The organism is Variovorax sp. PAMC26660 (assembly GCF_014302995.1).
In the GTDB taxonomy this organism is placed as follows: Bacteria; Pseudomonadota; Gammaproteobacteria; order Burkholderiales; family Burkholderiaceae_C; genus Variovorax.
In genome coordinates, this window is record NZ_CP060295.1 from 1,502,204 (window position 1) to 1,519,742 (window position 17,539).

18 protein-coding genes are annotated in these 17,539 nt (G+C 65.9%); 5 read left to right on the forward strand and 13 right to left on the reverse strand.

The features are described from left to right. Positions 1-58 precede the first annotated feature (58 nt). Entirely contained in the window at positions 59-268 is a 210-nt protein-coding gene (locus H7F35_RS07195; protein WP_187112238.1) for an excisionase, read from the reverse strand. Positions 269-708: 440 nt separating this feature from the next. On the opposite strand from H7F35_RS07195, the gene H7F35_RS07200 reads away from it, so the two are divergent. Next, complete coding sequence (locus H7F35_RS07200; RefSeq protein ID WP_187112239.1) at positions 709-1,185, forward strand: hypothetical protein; 477 nt, start codon at positions 709-711, stop codon at positions 1,183-1,185. 66 nt (positions 1,186-1,251) lie between these two features. On the opposite strand, the gene H7F35_RS35105 is transcribed toward H7F35_RS07200, so the two are convergent. Further along, positions 1,252-1,629 carry a TraB/GumN family protein gene (locus H7F35_RS35105; protein WP_410010765.1) on the reverse strand — a complete coding sequence of 126 codons (378 nt, stop codon included), beginning with the start codon at positions 1,627-1,629 and terminating at the stop codon, positions 1,252-1,254. A 50-nt stretch (positions 1,630-1,679) separates the two neighbouring features. Here H7F35_RS35105 and H7F35_RS07210 point away from each other — a divergent pair, with 50 nt between their 5' ends. Beyond that, positions 1,680-2,834: an acyltransferase family protein gene (locus H7F35_RS07210; protein WP_187112241.1), complete on the forward strand. Its 1,155-nt coding sequence runs from the start codon at positions 1,680-1,682 to the stop codon at positions 2,832-2,834. A 12-nt stretch (positions 2,835-2,846) separates the two neighbouring features. Here the strand turns inward: H7F35_RS07210 and H7F35_RS07215 are convergent, their stop codons facing one another. Then, positions 2,847-3,407: a DsbC family protein gene (locus tag H7F35_RS07215; protein ID WP_187112242.1), complete on the reverse strand. Its 561-nt coding sequence runs from the start codon at positions 3,405-3,407 to the stop codon at positions 2,847-2,849. A 117-nt stretch (positions 3,408-3,524) separates the two neighbouring features. Between H7F35_RS07215 and H7F35_RS07220 the strand changes: the two genes are divergently transcribed. Together H7F35_RS07220 and H7F35_RS07225 are read left to right on the forward strand one after the other, a co-directional pair. Next, complete coding sequence (locus H7F35_RS07220; RefSeq protein ID WP_187112243.1) at positions 3,525-4,199, forward strand: site-2 protease family protein; 675 nt, start codon at positions 3,525-3,527, stop codon at positions 4,197-4,199. A 135-nt stretch (positions 4,200-4,334) separates the two neighbouring features. Then, positions 4,335-6,005 (forward strand): methyl-accepting chemotaxis protein, encoded by a 1,671-nt coding sequence (locus H7F35_RS07225; RefSeq protein WP_187112244.1) that lies wholly within the window; start codon positions 4,335-4,337, stop codon positions 6,003-6,005. A 26-nt stretch (positions 6,006-6,031) separates the two neighbouring features. On the opposite strand, the gene H7F35_RS07230 is transcribed toward H7F35_RS07225, so the two are convergent. Then, positions 6,032-6,349: a hypothetical protein gene (locus tag H7F35_RS07230; protein ID WP_187112245.1), complete on the reverse strand. Its 318-nt coding sequence runs from the start codon at positions 6,347-6,349 to the stop codon at positions 6,032-6,034. Between the two features lie 238 nt (positions 6,350-6,587). Between H7F35_RS07230 and H7F35_RS07235 the strand changes: the two genes are divergently transcribed. After that, complete coding sequence (locus H7F35_RS07235) at positions 6,588-8,090, forward strand: hypothetical protein (protein WP_187112246.1); 1,503 nt, start codon at positions 6,588-6,590, stop codon at positions 8,088-8,090. A 31-nt stretch (positions 8,091-8,121) separates the two neighbouring features. On the opposite strand, the gene H7F35_RS07240 is transcribed toward H7F35_RS07235, so the two are convergent. The 9 genes from H7F35_RS07240 to H7F35_RS07280 all read right to left on the reverse strand — a co-directional run bounded on the left by H7F35_RS07240 (position 8,122) and on the right by H7F35_RS07280 (position 17,534). After that, on the reverse strand, positions 8,122-8,820 hold the full coding sequence (locus H7F35_RS07240) for an EthD family reductase (protein ID WP_187112247.1): 699 nt from the start codon (positions 8,818-8,820) through the stop codon (positions 8,122-8,124). After that, entirely contained in the window at positions 8,817-9,995 is a 1,179-nt protein-coding gene (locus tag H7F35_RS07245) for an NADH:flavin oxidoreductase/NADH oxidase (protein ID WP_187112248.1), read from the reverse strand. Before H7F35_RS07245 ends, H7F35_RS07240 begins: the two co-directional genes overlap by 4 nt. 24 nt (positions 9,996-10,019) lie before the next feature. After that, complete coding sequence (locus tag H7F35_RS07250; RefSeq protein WP_261803556.1) at positions 10,020-10,958, reverse strand: DMT family transporter; 939 nt, start codon at positions 10,956-10,958, stop codon at positions 10,020-10,022. A gap of 1 nt (position 10,959) precedes the next feature. Next, entirely contained in the window at positions 10,960-11,934 is a 975-nt protein-coding gene (locus tag H7F35_RS07255) for an MBL fold metallo-hydrolase (RefSeq protein ID WP_187112249.1), read from the reverse strand. A 57-nt stretch (positions 11,935-11,991) separates the two neighbouring features. Next, positions 11,992-12,702 carry an ABC transporter ATP-binding protein gene (locus H7F35_RS07260; protein ID WP_187112250.1) on the reverse strand — a complete coding sequence of 237 codons (711 nt, stop codon included), beginning with the start codon at positions 12,700-12,702 and terminating at the stop codon, positions 11,992-11,994. Between the two features lie 20 nt (positions 12,703-12,722). Continuing rightward, the gene (locus H7F35_RS07265) at positions 12,723-14,513 is read right to left on the reverse strand and encodes an ABC transporter permease subunit (protein ID WP_187112251.1); all 1,791 of its coding nucleotides are present in this window, start codon (positions 14,511-14,513) and stop codon (positions 12,723-12,725) included. After that, a complete protein-coding gene (locus H7F35_RS07270) occupies positions 14,510-15,433 on the reverse strand; it encodes a branched-chain amino acid ABC transporter permease (RefSeq protein ID WP_187112252.1) in 924 nt (307 codons plus the stop codon). The genes H7F35_RS07265 and H7F35_RS07270 overlap by 4 nt, the downstream gene beginning before the upstream one ends. Positions 15,434-15,505: 72 nt before the next feature. After that, a complete protein-coding gene (locus H7F35_RS07275; RefSeq protein ID WP_187112253.1) occupies positions 15,506-16,705 on the reverse strand; it encodes an ABC transporter substrate-binding protein in 1,200 nt (399 codons plus the stop codon). A 52-nt stretch (positions 16,706-16,757) separates the two neighbouring features. After that, positions 16,758-17,534 carry an SDR family NAD(P)-dependent oxidoreductase gene (locus H7F35_RS07280; protein WP_187112254.1) on the reverse strand — a complete coding sequence of 259 codons (777 nt, stop codon included), beginning with the start codon at positions 17,532-17,534 and terminating at the stop codon, positions 16,758-16,760. Positions 17,535-17,539: the final 5 nt, after the last annotated feature.

Consider the following 17,539-nt stretch of genomic DNA (forward strand, 5'->3'; position numbering starts at 1 on the left):
TACGCGCGCGCGAGGCTTTTGTAGCTCTCCCGGGGCGCCCTTTTTTGAAAAATCAGAGCTAACCGCGCCGAAGCCGGCTCACCAATCGGCTATCCGCCATGACCTCGGCGATGTGCCGGGCACTGGGTTCTACATAGTAGGCGCGCCCGATCTTGAGGGGCGCCGGCACGATGCGGCCTTCGCGCACCCAGAGCCGTAGTGTCCGCTCTGCCGGAGGCGGGTCGAACTGCTGAGCAGCCCATGCAGCTAATGTGATTTTGAGAGACATTCCAAGGTCTCCTTAATCGAAATCATCGGGCCAGACGATCTATCACTGGGAGCAGGGCAAGGCGCGTCCACGCGCGCCGCAGCTTGAAAGTCTGGCGACAGTGCGAGGCCTCAGCGCGCGTGCCATTACCGAGCGCTTGGGCACGCAATAACCAGCCATCCGACAGCAACTGTAGGGCGTGCATCACTCGCAGTCGTTCGCCACGCCACAGTCACAGGCAACCTCCTCACACGTTTGGCTTGCAATGGCAGGTAGTTGCCCCCGAGTGCAGGGGCGAAGCGACGGAATTTGCCAGCGCATTGCTAGTAGCCATGGCTACTAGTAATCAGGTGCACGGACCAGGAGCCGTGATTTTCTGAGTTGTAACCAGGATTCTTAGCAGCTATTAGCCACTCTGACAAAAACGCTGGAAAGTTCGACCTTTTCCTCGACATCCCGCGATGTTTCAGATCAGCCTCGGCTCAGGTATCGGCCACATCGCCGCAGCACCGAGTAGGTACTTGCGAGCGCTCTTAGAGGGCCGCCGCCTCGTGGAAAATGGGCTCATGAAATCTATTCGATACGTTATCCCGGCAATCATGCTGTGTGCGACTGGTCTGCTGCAGGCACAGGTCGCAATCGGTGGCGTCGGCAACAGTTCATGCGATGTTTGGATCAAGGCTCGCAAGGCGCCGGCAGGGCTGGCTATGGAAACCATCACGGAGGCAATGATGACCTCTTGGGTGCAGGGTTACCTATCAAGCAAGAATTCCACTGGCACCACAGTCAAGATGGTCTTGGAAGTCCCAGACCCCAAATCAATAAAAAAGGTCTTGGACAGAGGGTGCGCGCTGATGCCGGATGCACTGATTTTTGCGGTTGCAGACGATTTGGCGAACACGCTAACCGAGATGTATCAAAGCCAGAAGCGCAAGTAGCCTTGGCTCAGCATTGCGCACCGGCTCCAGTGACCGACCCTCTACAGAAAGCTTTTCTTTGGGCGATCACGTAATCAGCCGATGGACCACCAAACCACGCGCAGCCAACCGATCAAGTCGGCTATCTGGTCCGACCAGATGAAGGGCGTCAACCACAAGCAGTTGCCTCTCCTCTGCGGCGCCGCGAGCGGCGATGGTGTTGGCCCAATTCTCGTTGCGAGCGGGGAAAAAGGCACGCCGTAGAGATGGCACCGATACCAATGGGCTCGCCTCTTGTAGCTCCGCAAGTGCAGCATGGTCGCAGCGCTCCCAAGCCTTCGCGATGAGAAAATCCAACTGACAGTCATCACCCCATCCCGTCGTTGCGCAAGCACGACACCAAAGAATTTGCCGGTACTTTTGTCGGTATCTTTGGAACAAAGAATCAAGATGCCTAGTATTCATGCGGCCTGCAGGATGATTTTCGATTCCTGTCGAGGCACCAGCACCCCACGATGACACTCCCCGCACAAGGCAAGATCGCCTTCGCCAACCAGTTGCGCGGCCTGGCCGTGCTCATGGTCATCGTCAGCCACTACGCGGGGACCTACTGGAGCGCGCGCGAACTCGTTTCCCTGTTCGTCTTCGCGCCGCCTGTCGAAGGCCCATCTTCACTGGTGAGCCGGTTCATCACGCCACCCACTGTGGCCTACGGCCCGTTCGGCGTCGCCATCTTCTTTCTCATCAGCGGCTTCGTGATTCCGTTCTCGCTGGAGAAACTGGGCGCTGCGCGATTCCTTGCGGCGCGCCTGCTGCGCATCTATCCCACGTACTGGGCCGCCAGTGCCGCAGTGATATTCATCGCCTGGCTCTCCAGCAAATACTGGGGACAGGCATTCCACATGGACACAGGCCGGCTGATCGCGAACATGCTGCTGGTCCAGATCCAGACAGGCCACCTGTCGACGGACCTCGTCAACTGGACGCTCGCGGTCGAGGTCAAGTTCTACATCGTCGCCATGCTGCTGTGGCCCTGGATCCGGTGCCGGCCGGTGCTGACCATCACGGGCTTCTCCCTGGCACTGCTGGCCTACATGAGCTGCATCCCCAAGGGCTGGAACATCGTGCCGATGGGGGTCATGCAGATCGGCCTCACCTCGACCAATACCGAGCTGCTGTTTCTTCCGTTCCTGTTCATCGGAACCCTCTTTCATCTCGAGCTGACAAAGAAGATTTCGCCGAAGGCGCTCATCGGCTCGGCCCTTGCTGTTCTGATCATCTTCCTGGCGATGTGGAAGAAAACGCCCTGGTTCGCTCAATCCGCGAGTGCGGCAGCGAACTACAGCTATGCGCTCTTGCTCTTTGGCGTCTGCTATGTGCTGCGAGGCCGTTTCCGGGCGAACCGCGTCCTGGATTTCTTCGCCGACGTCAGCTATCCCCTGTACATCGTGCACTCGCTCGTCGGGTATGCGGCCATCCGTTTCCTGATGGCGAACGGCGTGAGCTTCGTGCCTGCAGCGCTGCTCGCGTTCGGCGCGGCCGTTGCGCTTGCCTACCTGATCCATCGCACCGTGGAATTGCCGACAGCGGCGCTGGGGAAGCGATTCGGGCGACGGCCCGTTGCGCCAGCAGTCCCCGCGACGACCGAAGGCGTGAAGGTCGGGGCCTGAGCGCGATATCGATCAGCGCTCCGACGCCACGAGCAATTGCTCGATCCAATCCGCCGAGATCGCGCCCGGAACCCGCGTCCCGTCCTTGAAGATCATCGTCGGCGTGCCCTTCACGTCGAGCTTGCGGCCGAAGTCGGCATTCCGCTGCAGGGCCGCCGCGTCGCAGGCGCCTGCCGCTGGGGCGGGCTCCGTGCCCGATTGCATCCAGCTTTCCCAGGTCTTCGTGCGTTCCTTGCTGCACCACACATTGCGCGACCTGGCGACCGAATCGGCACCCAGGATCGGGTAGAGAAAAACATAGACCGTCACGTTGCCGATCTTCTTCAGATCCTGATCGACGCGCTTGCAATGGCCGCAGTTGGGGTCCGAGAACACGGCCAGCTTTCGCTTGCCATCGCCGTGGACGACCTTGATGGCGTCCGCCAGCGGCAGTTGTTCGAAGGTGAAGCCCGCAAGCTTTTCGAATCGACCTTCGACAGAACTCTTGCGGCTTTGGGCTTCACTGACGTTGGCGCCCGCGAGCAGCGCCACCGCACAGGGGATCAGAAGAAGAAGTTGGCGTCGAAGTTTCATCGGTGGGTTCATTGGAAGCAAAGAGAAGATGTCCGTCTCGCCGCAGCGAGCGCGAGGCGGCACGAGTCCCCGACGCTAACATTCGCCCGCCCTCGCTTTTCATCGCCCTCCCGCCCCATGCCCATTGCCCTGAAGTTCATCGCAGCCACCGCGCTGCTGACCGCCGTCCACGTCCTGGTCATGACGGTGCTTGGCCTGCGGCTTCGCATCGCGATCCGCGAGGTGTCGCTCGGCTTCGGCCCGGTGCTGCTGTCCGCCGGCATCTTCCGGCTGCGCGCGGTGCCGCTGGGTGGCGCCGTCCTGTTCAAGGACACGCGTGCCGAAGCCATTCCTGAAGGCGCGCCACCCGGTTGGGTGAAAGACGCCTTCGATCATCGGCCGCGATGGGTCCAGACCCTGCTGCCGTTGGCCGGGGCGGCCTCGCTGGTGGCCATGGCGCTCCTGTTGCATCCGGGCTCGGCGCTCGCGAGCCTGGGCCACGGCTTCGTGCAGATCGTGACGGGCGGGCTCTCGCCACTCTCGACTGCCCAGCCACTGATCGCCGGTGCAAGCCACATCGCGACGCTCGGCTTCCTGCCCTTGCTCGGCGTGCTCGCCGCAAAGTTCGCCGCACTGAATCTCCTGCCACTGACGGTGATGAATGGTGGGCAGGCACTGCTGGCGTTGCTGGACCCCGCCCCGCATGAAACACCGCGTTGGAAACAGATGCTGATGCAATGGTCCGTGTGGCTGTTCATCGCGCTGGCCTTTTCATGGGCGGTGGCCATCGGTTTCTTCGTGCTCGGGCGCTGAATAAAACGGGGCGACACAAGACAACCCCTGCGCCGAAACAGTCAATGAGCGGTAACAAGGCATCGGTTTAATCCAGCGCGGGAAACCTCCCCTGCCCTCATCGTCCTGCGCCGCACACGGCTCAGGAATTCGCCTGTGACCACTGCTCTCCGCGCTCCCCGATTCAACACCACCAACGTTCTTGGCCGGCGGCTCCTGGCCACCTTCTGCGTCGTGCTGCTGCTGACCCTTGCGGGCTCGGGCATCGGCATCTGGTCGCTCGCCAAGGTGAACGAGGCCACGCACGAGGCCATCCAGCAGCACGGCGTGTCGGAGCGCCTGGTGGTGGACGCCTACCGCCACCAGGCCATCAACGCCGAGCGCTACAAGGCGATGGCGTTGAGTTCCGAACCTGAAGTGGGCGAGATCCTGGCCGCCGACATTCAGGCGACCGAAACCCGCTACACCGAGTTGCTGCAGCAAGTGTCGGAACGCCTTCACACGGCATCCGACCGCGCATTGCTCGCACAAACACAAGCCACCGGCGACGACTTCAGGAAGGCCGTGAAGGAGCTGATCGCCGCACGCGACTCGGGCCTCACCGAGCGCATCCGCGCCGTCTACGCGCAGCGCTTTCAGCCCGGCGCCGCCGCATTGCTGGAGGCTCTCGGCAAGCTCGCGCAGTCGCAGCGCGAGGCCATCGATGCAGCCGGTGTTCGCATCGAGGACCTGAGCACGTCGGCCCGGCTGGCCCTGGTGCTGTTCAGTGCAACGGCGCTGCTGCTGGGCATCGTGCTGGCGCAGTGGCTGGTGCGCAGCATCAGCCGGCCGATCCGCGTGGCGGGTGAAACGGCCGAACGCGTGGCCAGCCTTGACCTGCGCCAGGACATCGAAGGCCATTCTCGCGACGAAGCCGGCCAGATGCTGCTGGCCTTGGGCGCGATGCAAGGCGCATTGCGCGAACTGGTCCTGCGGGTGCGCGAGTCGGTGCAGAGCGTGCACGTGGCGGCCGGCGAAATCGCTCACGGCAATTCGGATCTGTCGGCGCGCACCGAGAACGCCGCGTCCAGCCTGCAGCAGACGGCCGCTGCGCTCGAGCAGGTGATGCGCAACGTGCAGCAGTCGAGCGATGCCGCAGGCAAGGCCGAGCAGATGGCGGGCGCTGCAGCCGCGGTGGCGGCGCAGGGCGGCGAGGTGGGGTCGCAGGTGGTCGGGACCATGCAGGACATCCATCGCGCCTCGCACAAGATGGCCGACATCATCGGCGTGATCGACAGCATCGCCTTCCAGACGAACATCCTCGCGCTCAATGCCGCCGTCGAAGCGGCGCGCGCCGGCGAGTCGGGCCGGGGCTTCGCGGTGGTCGCGGCGGAAGTGCGACAGCTCGCCACGCGATCGGCCGCAGCCGCGCGCGAGATCAAGGGCCTGATCGAAAACTCGGTGCACCGCATCGAAGCCGGCACGACGCTGGCCGACAGCGCGGGGCAGACCATGGGCCGCATCATGGATTCGATCCGGCAGGTGGCGGACACCGTGAGCGCCATCACGGTCGCGACGCATGCGCAGACGCGGGACATCGGGCAGATCAACACCGCCGTGTCTCATCTGGATCGCATGACGCAGCAGAACTCGGCGCTGGTGGAAGAGTCCGCCGCTGCATCGGAAGGCTTGCGTGACCAGGCGCGTCATCTCGATGCGCTCATCAGCCAGTTCGTGCTGCCCGGCGACGGCGAGGCCGCACAGCAGGGTGCGCAGTGGATGCCGCCACCGACGACACGGGCGGTGCAATTGGCGGCAGCGCCGAAAGACCGCTTGCTGCCAGCCTGAGCGAGCGGGCCGCCGTTCCGTTCGCCTCAGCGAATCAGGTCCATCGGCACGACTTCCGGTGTGACCCTGGCCGCGGTTGCGGTCAGCAACTGGCCGTTCGACTCCTTCCAGCAGATGATGTGGGTCATGCCCGAGCCCGCCGGGCCCGGGGCCTGTATCGACACCGCCTTCCACCCCTTGCACGCGCCGCCCACGGTGGTGGGCCGGTCGAGAAACACGTAGTCGGTGCCGGCGTCGATGCGCAGCACGCCCACCACGCCGGGTGGAAGCGGCTTGCGCGCCTGGGCGGAAGCCGCGCACGCGACGGTGGTCATGACGATGCCCACGAAGAAGATGTGCCCCATGCCTGCTGCTCCGGTGTTGCCGAGGGCCGATCTTACTTTTGCACTTGCGGCCGCTGCCACCACAGCGGCGTCGCGCGACGGCGGCGTCAATCGCACAAATGGACTACACGCAAAGCGCCTTCCTCCCCTGTTCCCGTGATGGTTCAAAGACACCCAAGCCGCTTCAATCGGCGCCTCACGGCCGCCATCGGCGCGCCGCTTTGGAACTGTCGTCAGAAGAATCACGAGGAAATCGATCATGGACCGGAGAAGGTTTGCGCTCAGCGCGGTGGGCATCGCGGTGTTGAGCGGGTGCGGTGGTGGCGGCAGCGGGGGCGGTGGTGGGTTCGCCTTTCCACCGGTCGGCGTGCCGCCGGCACCTGCCCCGGGCGAGCCTCCTGCGCCGGTGCCACCCGCGCCGCAACCGCCGGTCCCGCCTGCGCCCAATCCACCGGCGCCGCCTGCCGGTCCCGAGCTTGCAACGCCGACCTTGCTGCCCGCATCGACGATCCTTGCGCAGAGCATCGTCAACCACGACAACGACACCTACGCCAGCGTCGGCCCTGGCCAGGCGAACTTCTGGGACCTGAGGCCCGACTTCTGCATCGGGGACGGCTGGAACGGCCAGTTCGCGGGCGCGCTGGCATTGAATGTGAAAGTGGGCAACCGTTCAGAAGGCTTCGATGGCGATCAGACCTTCGCAGAGTTGACGCCGCTGGGCCCCGAGATGACGGCGACCGACGGCATGAAGGTCGTATCGACCACGACGGACCCGCAGTTCCAATCGAACGGCGTGGCGGCGTTCCTGCATCCGGTACCCGACGCACGGCTGCAGCAGACCTTGGATTTGCGGCAGGCCGTCGGTCGCGTGAACCTCGGGTGGACCGGCATGTGGGGCGCGCTGCGCGGCAACTTCAGTGACGAGCCCGCCTTCATGCAGGTGGTGCTGCGCGACACCAGTGGTGGGCTGCTGGCCACGCTCTTCAAGATCGACAGCAGCGGCTCGACGGGCACGTGGGGATTCGCCTGGCTCACGGCCTACGTCGGCCAGGTGGTCGTGCTGTCGTTCGAGCAATGCAACCGCGGCCAGGGCACATCGATCGAGTTGGTGTCGGTGGACGACAGCGCGCCGCGGTCTCGCAGCTTCATCGTCAACGGCGACTTCAGCGCGGGCCTGTCGGGCTGGACCGTGTCGCAGACGCGCGGCGTGCAGAACATCCGCTCAGGCATCAGGACCCTGCGCGGGCTCGAAGTGCAGCGCACTTTCTACGCGCAACCCAGCCAGTCGTGGGGGCGGATGACGGATACCTTCCACAACCCATCGGCGTCATCCGTCACGGCGAGAGTGACGTACACCAGCTTCCTGGGCTCCTACGGCTCGGGCGTGATCTATCCGCCGGCGGGTGCGCCGCTGAAGGCGCTGACGGTGTGGGACGGCATGGGCAAGGGCCGCGATGCGGGCTTCGTCTTCGGCGCGGCGGACAGCGTCGGTTACGCCTCCGCCGTCACGCTCAACGCATCGGACGGGAACAACATGGTGACGATGCAATTCGACATCACGGTGCCGGCCGGCGGCACGGTCACGCTGGCGAACTTCCTGATCCTGACGGGCACGAACACCTGGATCGGCGCCACGAGCACCGCGGCCCGCGCCGCCGAAGTGGACACGCAGGCCGCCGCGATCGCCGCGAACTTCCGCACCGACGTGGTGTACCAGCGCGGCCTGACGCAGCAGCAGCTCGATACCTTGAAGAACTTCTGAGCGCGACGCGACGTGGGTGCGGCCAGGGCACTCACACCACCCGGTGCTCCCGCACCACGAACGCCGTGATCTCCGCCAGGAAGGTGCGCGCATGCGCCATCGTGCGCTGCCCTTGCGGCGATGCGAACGCGGCGTCCAGCATGTCGGTGTTCTCGAACCACAGCTCGACGATGCCGTCGATCGGCAGCTCGACATAGGCACAAGGCGTGCCCTTCTCGAACTCGCGCGCCACGACCACGTTCTGCCGATAGCCGCTCACGCCGGGCATGCGGCGCACGTGATCGGCATGGACCTTCCATTCGCGACGGAAGTCTTCATCCGATTGCGCGATCGGCCGGCGCAGCAGCGAGATGCGCTTGAGCAGGCCTTCGGGCTTCGCAGGCAGCGCGATGACTTCGGTCTGCTCGACCGTAACGATGTGCAGTCCGCCAAGAAAGTGCTGTTCGTCCGCGCGGATGGCCGCCGCAAGTTCACCGTTCGTGAAGGCTTCGGTCGCTCGCGCAGCTTCATCGAAGCGCAGTTGCGAGAAACCATCGAAGTCCCAAGGACCGCGCGCGAAATCGATGCCGCGCTGCAACCGGTCGACCACGAGGTTCTGCCGATAAGCACGCAGCGCGGGCAGTTGCGCCACCAGCGGCCCGTGGCTCTCGCGCCAGTGGCTGCGAAAGGCGTCGTCGGTCCATTCGGGCTTCTTGCGGATCAGGCCCATGCGCAGGGTCGTCGTTGTCATGTCTTGCCTTCTTCGTTGGACAGTGCGGCCGCTTCAGCGCGTGCGCGCGCCAGGCCCGGCGCGCGCTTGGCGAGCCACACGCCGTGGCGCACGGGCCAGCGTTCGTAGCCCGGGTCGGCGCCCAGCGCAGCGGCTGCGTGATGCGGCCAGTAGGGGTCGAGCAGCGCCTCGCGGCCAATCGCGATCAAGTCGGCTTCGCCAGCAGCGAGCACCGCCTCAGCCTGCTGTGCGTCGACGATCATGCCGACCGCCTGCGTCGCGATCTGCGCATCGCGCCGGATACGCTCGGAGAACGGCACTTGAAAGCCCAGGCCGCGCGGCACGGGCAAGGCGCGTGTTTCTTCGGTGAGCCCGCCCGACGAGCAATCGATCACGTCGACGCCGCAGCGCTTGAGTTCACGCGCAAGGACCACCGAGTCATCGAGACTCCAGCCATCGAGCGTGCCATCGACCGCCGAGAGCCGGCAGAACAGCGGTTTGCCCGCAGGCCACGCCGCGCGCACGCGCTGTGCGATTTCCAGTGCAAGCCACATGCGGTTCTCGCGGCTGCCGCCGAGCGCATCGCCGCGATGGTTCGCGTTGGGCGACAAGAAACTCGCCACCAGATAGCCGTGGCCGAAATGCAGCTCGACCACATCGAAGCCCGCCTTGTCGGCCCGCACCGTCGCATCGACGAAGTGCTTCACGACCGAGGCGATGCCGTTCGCATCGAGCGCACGCGGCGCGGACCAACCGGGGCCAGCCGCAAGCGCGCTCGGGCCGAGGCGTTCCCATGGCTCCTCGTCGGCCGCCATGCGTTCGGCACTCAGCGCCGCGCCGCCTTCCCACAGCGGCTCACTGCCGGCCTTGCGCCCCGCATGCGCGAGCTGCACGCCGATGGCGCAGCCCTGCGCGTGCACAAAATCGACGACAGCCTTCAGCGGCGCGATCTGGCTGTCTTTCCACAGGCCGAGGTCGGCGGTGCCGATGCGCCCGCGCGGATCGACTGCGGTGCTCTCGGTGAGGATCAGGCCCGCACCGCCGAGCGCGAACTTGCCCAGGTGCACCATGTGCCAGGGCGTGGCATGGCCGCGGTCGGCCGCGTGCTGGCACATCGGCGAGATCACGACGCGGTTGGGCAGCGTGAGGTTGCGCAGCTTCAGGGGCTGGAACAGCAAGGGAGATGAGTCGGGCATGAAGGGCTACAAAAATAGAAGCACTCAGGACGCACGCGCAGGCGCAACCACCGCGACGGCGGGCCGCGTGCCAAGGTAGGTTCCGCCCATCACCGCGGCAAAGCCGAGCAGGTGCCACCAGGTGAGCACCTCGCCCAGCAGCAGCGCAGCGAATGCGACGCCGAACACCGGCACCCAGTAGAGATACACGGCCGTGCGCGCCACGCCGATGATCGAGATGGCGCGGTTCCAGATCAGGTTGCCGGCCGCGGTGGCGGCCACGCCGGAGAACAGCACCAGCACCCACGGCCACACACCGGGGAACAGTTGGGCCGAGCCGAGCGGCGACGGTCCGAGCACGGTGTGCACGACCAGCATGCCAGTGCCGATCATGTAGATGATCCAGCTGATCGACAGCGGATCGATCTGCCGCGCCAGCCGCTGCACGCCCACGCCGCCGACCGCGAAGCTCACCACGGCCAGCGCGAGCATCAGGTCGCCGATGCCGGCGCTCGAGAGCCCCGCGCCGGGGTGACTCAACACCACCGCAGCCACGCCGGCAAAGCCCAGCGCCACGCCGAGCATGCGCCTCGGCGTGAAGCGCTCGCGAAAAACCAGCGCCGCCATCAGCGCCGAGACCAGCGGGCTCAGCGCCATGATCAGCGCGCCGTTGGTTGCGGTGGAGCGCAACAGCCCCTGCGCGAACAGGATCTGGTTGGCATAGACCATCAGGAACGCGCAGCCCGTCATGCCTGCAAGCTGCTTCGCGCGCAGGGCAGGCAGCCCGCCGCGCCGCCACAGCACGATGGCCGTCAGCGCCACGCAGGCCACCGCCATGCGCAGCGCGGCGAGCGGCAGCGACTCGAAGGACGCGGTGAGCGCCTTCACGGCGGACACGTTCACGCCCCACAGCAGCATCGCCAGCAGCATCCAGCCCTGCACCGATGCAGGCGTGGCGCCTGTGGGGCGCGCCGAGGCGGTCACCTCAGCCTTCGAGCGCGTTCCACATCTCGATGTCGCGCTCCGCCGTCCAGATACGCGGGTTCACATGGCCCGTGGCTTCGTCATAGGCACGGGTCACGTCGAAGGGCATGCAGTGGTCGAAGATCACCCAGTGGCCGTAGGTCGGGCGCAGCGCGGCCACGGTTTCCTTGTAGATGACGTTGAGCGACTTGCCCAGTGCCACGCCGTTGTTCACCAGCGTGTACACGTCGGAGATGAAGGCACGCGTGGAGGCGATGGCCTTGCGCACGTCGGCCGCGTTCTCCAGCGCAGCGCCACGGCCGGGCACCAGCTTCTCGAAGCCGAAGCCGGCGAGGCGGTCGAGCGTGGTGGGCCAGTCGCGGAAATAGCAGTCGCCCGCGTAGGCGGTGCTCTGGTATTCGACCAGGTCGCCGGCAAAGCAGATCTTCTGGTCTTCGAGGTAGGCGATGGTGTCGCCCTTGGTGTGGCCGCGGCCCACTTGCGCGATCTTCACTTCGAGCTTCTTGCCCAGCCACACGCTCATGGTGCCGTCGAAGGTCATGGTGGGCCAGGTCAGGCCCGCCGGCACCGACTCGACATTGCGGAACAGGCGCGGAAAGCGGCCGATCTCGCTGGCCTTGTCCTGCTCGCCGCGCTCGACGATCAGGTCGTAGGTGTCGCGGCTGGCAATGATCTGCTCGGCGCCTTCCTTGAAGTAGGCCGACGCGCCCAGCACGCGCACCGCGTGGTAGTGGCTCAGCAGCACGTACTTGATGGGCAGCGGCGTGACTTCGCGGATGCGGCGGATCACGTCCTGCGCCATCGCGGGCGTGGCCTGCGTGTCGACCACCATCACGGCTTCGTCGCCGATGAAGATGCCGGTGTTCGGGTCGCCTTCGGCGGTGTAGGCGTAGGCGTTCTCCGAGAGGCGGGTGAACGAGACCTTCTTTTCTTCGAGGTCGGCCTGGCTGGCAAAGACTTTGGTGGGTGCGGTCATGAGGATTCCTTTGTCTGTTTCAGTGATGAATGAATGGGCGTGAAGGGGCCGGTCCGCTCAGTGCGAGCCGAGGTACGCCGACTTCACCTTGGGGTTGTCGAGCAGCTCGCGGCCCGAGCCTTCGAGCGTGATGCAGCCGGTCTCCAGCACATAGGCGCGGTCGGCCACGCCCAGCGCCTGCTTGGCCATCTGCTCGACCAGCAGGATCGTGAGACCCGAGCGGCGCAACTGGCGGATGGCGTCGAAGATGTCCTTGATGATGAGCGGCGCCAGGCCCAGCGAAGGCTCGTCCAGCAGCAGCAGGCGCGGCTCGCTCATCAGCGCACGCGCAATCGCCAGCATCTGCTGCTCGCCGCCAGACAGCGTGCCCGAGGGCTGGTCCTGGCGTTCCTTCAGACGCGGAAAGCGCGCGAACTCGCGTTCGATGGCGCGCTCCACGAAGGCCTTGTCATTGCGACGCGAATAGGCGCCCAGCAACAAGTTCTCGCGCACCGTCTGGTCGGGGAACACGCCGCGGCCTTCGGGCGACAGCGCCACGCCCAGGCCCACGCGCTTGTGTGCGGGCACGTGCGTGCAGTCCTTGCCGTCGATCAGCACGCGGCCCTCGGTCACGGGCTCCAGCCCGACGATGCTTTTCAGCAGCGTGCTCTTGCCTGCGCCGTTGGCGCCGATGATGGTGACCACCTCGCCCGCGCGCACTTCCAGGCTCACGCCCTTGACGGCCTCGATGGCGCCGTACGAGACCTTCACCGATTCGATTTTCAACATGATGGGGTCGGTCTTTCTGCTCAGGCGGGCATGGCCGTGGCCAGCACTTCTTCTTCGTCGTCGTCGACGCCCAGGTAGGCCTCGACCACGCGCGGGTTGGCCTGCACCTCGGCGGGCTTGCCCTCGGCGATCTTGATGCCGTAGTCGAGCACGATCACATGGTCCGAGATCGACATCACAAGGTCCATGTGGTGCTCCACCATCAGGATCGATACGCCGCACTTGCCGATGCGCAGCAGCAGCTCGCCGAGTTCGGCCGTCTCCTGCGGATTGAGGCCGGCGGCGGGTTCGTCGAGCAGCAGCAGTTGCGGTTCGGTGGCCAGCGCGCGCGCCAGCTCCACGCGGCGCTGCAGGCCATAGGGCAGGCTGCCCGCGGGCCAGTGCGCGAGGTGGCCCAGGTCCACCAGGTCGAGCAGTTGCAGTGCACGGTCGCGCGTCGCCTGCTCCTGCCTGCCGGCGGTCGGCCAGGCGAGCAGCGACGACAGGAAGCCATTGCTCATGCGGCTGTGCCGGCCCAGCATCACGTTGTCGAGCACCGAGAGGTCCGCGAACAACCGCAGGTTCTGAAAGGTGCGGCCCATGCCCAGGCAGCAGATGGTGTGGGCCGGTTGGCCCACGATGTTCTGGCCCAGGAAGCGGATCGATCCGGCATCGGGCTCGATCACGCCGGTGAGCATGTTGATCATGGTGCTCTTGCCCGCGCCGTTCGGCCCGATCAGCGCATGGATGTGGCCGCGCTGCAGGCGGAACGACACGTCCTGCGCCGGCTTCACGCCGCCATACGACTTGGTGACGCCCTGCACCACCAGCAGCTCGCCTTCGCCGCCGGGGCCTATCTGTCCGGGCACGCCGCTGTCGCCCGTGCCTTCGCCGCGATGGCGCGGCTTCATGAACCACTTGTTGAACAGGCCCACCACACCGCCCGGCATGACGTACAGCGCAAACAGCAGCAGGAAGCCGTACAGGAAGTGCTGCGCCGACGGCCAGCGCGCCAGCAGCGCGTCGGTCAGCGTGAGCAGCACCGCGCCCACCAGCGGGCCGTACATCGAACCCGCGCCGCCGAACAGCACCAGCAGCAGGATGAAGATCGACAGGTGGAAAGTGATGAAGTCCGAGTTGATGTACTGGTTCTGCTGCGCGACCAGCGCGCCCGCAATGCCGCAGGTGACGGCCGCGACCACGAAGGCCATGACCTTGGCGCGGTACACGCGCACGCCCACCGACGACGAAGCGATCTCGTCCGCCTGCAGCGACAGCAGCGCGCGGCCGAAGCGGCCACTCAACAGGTTGCGCAGCAGCAGGTGCAATGCGGCGCACAGCACGATGCCGAGGATGACCCACTGCGTGGTGTCCAGCGGCGCACCCTTCCAGGTGAGCGGGCGGATGCCGTAGATGCCCTGCGCGCCACCGAACACGTCGGTCCATTCGCCCACGAGCTTCTCGACCACGATGCCGAAGGCCAGCGTGACCATGGCCAGGTACGGGCCCTTCACGCGCAGCGACGGCAGTGCGATGAGCACGCCGCACAGGCCCGAGATGACGGCGGCCAGTGCGAGCGCGAGCCATGGGTCCATGTCCGTGCGCGAGGTCAGCAGCGCGACGCCGTAGGCACCGGCCGCGAACAATCCGGCCTGCCCGAGCGATTTCTGTCCCGCATAGCCGACCAGCACGTTCATGCCGGCGGCGCACAGGTAGTAGACGCACATCATGAAGGCGATGCGCAGGTAGTAGTCGTTGCCGAGCATCGAGACGATGCCGATCAGGACGGCCGCCGCCAGCACCACGCCGGCGGGATGGGCGAAGCGCTTCATACCTTCTCCACCGTCTTGCGGCCGAACAGGCCGGTGGGCCGGAAGGCCAGCACCAGGATCACGAGTGCGAATACCGCCACCTCGCGCCACTGCGCCTGCCAGAGATTGACCATCGACTCCAGCACGCCGAGCAAAAAGCCGCCGATCACGCAGCCGCGCGGATTGCTCAGGCCGCCGATCATCGCGCCCGAGAAGCCCTTGAGCCCCACGGTCAACCCCATGAACAGCGAAGCCTGCGCGATGGGCGCGAGCAGGAAACCCGACAGGCCGGCCAGCGCCGAGCTGACGACGAAGGCGCCGATCATCATGGCGTTGGTGTTGATGCCCATGAGGCTCGCCACGTTGCCGTTCTGCGCGACCGCGCGCATGGCCTTGCCGACCATGGTGCGGTTCATCACGCGGTCGAAGCCGAACATCACGACCACGGCCACGCCGAGCGTCAGCAGTTCCTGCGGGCGCACGCCCACACCGAACATGCGGATCACCGCATCGCCCACGGGCGCGGGCACCACCACGGGCTTCGGGCCCCAGATGGCCAGGCCCACGCTCTGCAAAATCACGCCGAAGCCCAGCGTGCTCATCACCCAGGCCATGCCGGGGCGGCCCGCGAACGGGCGCACGCCCAGTACGTAGAGCAACCAGCCCAGCAGCCCCATCACGCCGAGCGCGGCCACGAGCGCGAACATCTGCGCGCCCGCGCCGGGGATGGCGTCGCCGAAGGTGGTGGAATCGAAGGGCTTGCCCAGCACCAGGAACAGCGCGCTCATGCCGATGAACGCACCGGCCGAGACGAACTCGCCGTGAGAGAAGTTCAACGTCTTGGTGGTCGTGAACGTGATGCTGAATCCGAGTGCCACCAGCGCATAGGCACCGCCGACGGCGAGCCCGCTGATGAGCGCCTGCAGGAGGGCTTCAACCATGGTGTGTATCTCCGTTGCGAGACGAAGCGGGGCCGCGCGAGGACAGCCCCGCCCCGTCTCTTGGTTCTCTTGTTACTGCTTGAAGTCGGCCGGCTTGAGCGCGCCGATCAGCGCGTCGCTGTAGGGCAGCAGCTTGCCGTCCTTCCAGCGGATCCACACCAGGTCCTTGGCGGTCAGGGCTTCGTGGTTGGTCTTGCTGAAGGGCTTGTCGTAGGTCTTGAGCACGCCCTGCACCGGCGTCTTCAGGTCTTCCAGCGCGGCACGCACGGCGGCGCCGTCGGTGCTGTTGGCCTGCTTCATCGCCTGCGCCAGCAGTTGCATCGAGTCGTAGCCATGCAGCGCGAACGAGAACGAGCCCGGCGCCTTCAGCTTGGTGCCGATGCGGTCGAACAGCTTCTGCTGCGCGGGCGTGCGGGTTTCGCTCACGGTGCGCATGAAGATCGGCTTCTCGGCCAGCGCCTTGCCTGCCGCGTCGTAGAAGGTGATGTTGTCGGCGGCCCAGGAGGTGAGCGTCAACGGGAAGTAGTTGATCTTCTCCATGCTGCGCACCAGTTGCGCGATGGGCGTGCCCTGCGCCCACACCACCACGGTGTCGACGTTGGCCGCCTTCATCTTGCTCAGCTGCGAGGTCATGTCGGTGTCGCCGACGCCGAAGCGCTCGGTGGCCGCGATCTTGATGTCCTGCAGCTTGGCGATGTCTTCCATGTCCTTCAGGCCGCCCTGGCCGTAGCCGGTGGTCTCGGCCATCAGGCCCACGACCTTGGAGCCGGCGGTGTTCTTCTTCACGTAGGCCATGAGCGCAGCCACTTGCTCGCGGTCGACCATCGAGACGCGGAACATGTAGTTGTCGGCGCCGGGGCTCATCGGCTTGGTGATGTCGGTGCCCGAGCCCACGTTGCCCAGCACCGGAATCTTCTTCTGGTTGGCGATGTGCTTCCAGGCCATGGCGTTGCCCGAGTTGGTGGGGCCGAACACCGCGACCACCTTCTCGTTGTCGATCAGGTCGCTCATGTTCTGGATCGACTTGGGCGGTGCCGACACGTCGTCGCGCGTCACCAGCGCCAGCTTCTTGCCGAGCACGCCACCGGCGGCGTTGATGTCCGCAATAGCCGCTTCCATGCCGAGCACCGCGGCCTGGCCGCTCTGCGCCGAGGGTGAGGCCGAGAGGTCGCCGTTGTAGCCGAGCTTGATGTCCTGCGCCGACGCGGTGGCGGCAAAAGCTGCGAACGCGGCGGTCGCGAGCAATGTCTTGTACAGACGGATGGTTTTCATTTTTTGTCTCCTGATGGATGTGACGGACGAGGAAGCGGAAAGGCGAAGGGGCTCAGACGGCGAGGAAGCCGCCGTCCACCGGCAGCGTGATGCCGGTGACGTAGCGCGACATGTCGCTGGCCAGGAAGATCACCGGGCCCACGAGGTCTTCGGTCTGGCCGACGCGGCCCATCGGGATGCGCGTCATGAACGATTCGAGGCGGCCCGGGTTGTCGCGCGTGGCGGCGGTCATCGGCGTTTCGATCACGCCCGGTGCGAGCGCATTCACGCGCACGCCAGCCGGTGCCAGCTCTTGCGCCAGCGACTGCGTAAGCATCTTGATGGCGCCCTTGGAGGGCGAGTAGCCGAGGCTCGCGCCCTGCCCCGCATAGGCGGCAATCGAGGCGATGTTGATGATCGAGCCCCGGGTCTGCTTGATCGCGGGGATGAAGGCCAGCGTCGTGTTGAAGGTGCCGTGCACGTTCACGTCGATGGTCTTCTTCCAGTTGGCCGCCGCGTTGGGGCTGGCGGTGGTCTCGCGAATGATGATGCCGGCGTTGTTGACCAGCAGGTCGATCGTGCCGACCTCTTCGCCGACCTTCGCGGCCAGCGCATTGCAGGCCTCGGGTGAGGTGACGTCGAGCAGGAAGGACCAGGCCTGCCCGCCTTCGCCCCGCACCAGTTGCTCGGTCTCGCGCACGGTGGCGTCGTTCATGTCGGTCACGACCACGCGGGCGCCGGCTTGCGCCAGGCCGAGTGCGAGCGCGCGGCCGTTGCCCTGGCCGGCGCCGGTGATGAGGGCCAGGCGGCCTTCGAGCAGGCGCGGCGCGACGTTGGAGGGAAAGGCCATCGGTG

What these genes read in the sequence shown, in the direction of transcription:
- H7F35_RS07220 (WP_187112243.1), top strand. Translation starts at nt 3,525, where the DNA reads ATGCCCATTGCCCTGAAGTTCATCGCAGCCACCGCGCTGCTGACCGCC.
- H7F35_RS07230 (WP_187112245.1), bottom strand. Translation starts at nt 6,349, where the DNA reads ATGGGGCACATCTTCTTCGTGGGCATCGTCATGACCACCGTCGCGTGC.
- H7F35_RS07200 (WP_187112239.1), top strand. Translation starts at nt 709, where the DNA reads ATGTTTCAGATCAGCCTCGGCTCAGGTATCGGCCACATCGCCGCAGCA.
- H7F35_RS07280 (WP_187112254.1), bottom strand. Translation starts at nt 17,534, where the DNA reads ATGGCCTTTCCCTCCAACGTCGCGCCGCGCCTGCTCGAAGGCCGCCTG.
- H7F35_RS35105 (WP_410010765.1), bottom strand. Translation starts at nt 1,629, where the DNA reads ATGAATACTAGGCATCTTGATTCTTTGTTCCAAAGATACCGACAAAAG.
- H7F35_RS07235 (WP_187112246.1), top strand. Translation starts at nt 6,588, where the DNA reads ATGGACCGGAGAAGGTTTGCGCTCAGCGCGGTGGGCATCGCGGTGTTG.
- H7F35_RS07275 (WP_187112253.1), bottom strand. Translation starts at nt 16,705, where the DNA reads ATGAAAACCATCCGTCTGTACAAGACATTGCTCGCGACCGCCGCGTTC.
- H7F35_RS07265 (WP_187112251.1), bottom strand. Translation starts at nt 14,513, where the DNA reads ATGAAGCGCTTCGCCCATCCCGCCGGCGTGGTGCTGGCGGCGGCCGTC.
- H7F35_RS07210 (WP_187112241.1), top strand. Translation starts at nt 1,680, where the DNA reads ATGACACTCCCCGCACAAGGCAAGATCGCCTTCGCCAACCAGTTGCGC.
- H7F35_RS07255 (WP_187112249.1), bottom strand. Translation starts at nt 11,934, where the DNA reads ATGACCGCACCCACCAAAGTCTTTGCCAGCCAGGCCGACCTCGAAGAA.
- H7F35_RS07270 (WP_187112252.1), bottom strand. Translation starts at nt 15,433, where the DNA reads ATGGTTGAAGCCCTCCTGCAGGCGCTCATCAGCGGGCTCGCCGTCGGC.
- H7F35_RS07215 (WP_187112242.1), bottom strand. Translation starts at nt 3,407, where the DNA reads ATGAAACTTCGACGCCAACTTCTTCTTCTGATCCCCTGTGCGGTGGCG.
- H7F35_RS07240 (WP_187112247.1), bottom strand. Translation starts at nt 8,820, where the DNA reads ATGACAACGACGACCCTGCGCATGGGCCTGATCCGCAAGAAGCCCGAA.
- H7F35_RS07245 (WP_187112248.1), bottom strand. Translation starts at nt 9,995, where the DNA reads ATGCCCGACTCATCTCCCTTGCTGTTCCAGCCCCTGAAGCTGCGCAAC.
- H7F35_RS07195 (WP_187112238.1), bottom strand. Translation starts at nt 268, where the DNA reads ATGTCTCTCAAAATCACATTAGCTGCATGGGCTGCTCAGCAGTTCGAC.
- H7F35_RS07260 (WP_187112250.1), bottom strand. Translation starts at nt 12,702, where the DNA reads ATGTTGAAAATCGAATCGGTGAAGGTCTCGTACGGCGCCATCGAGGCC.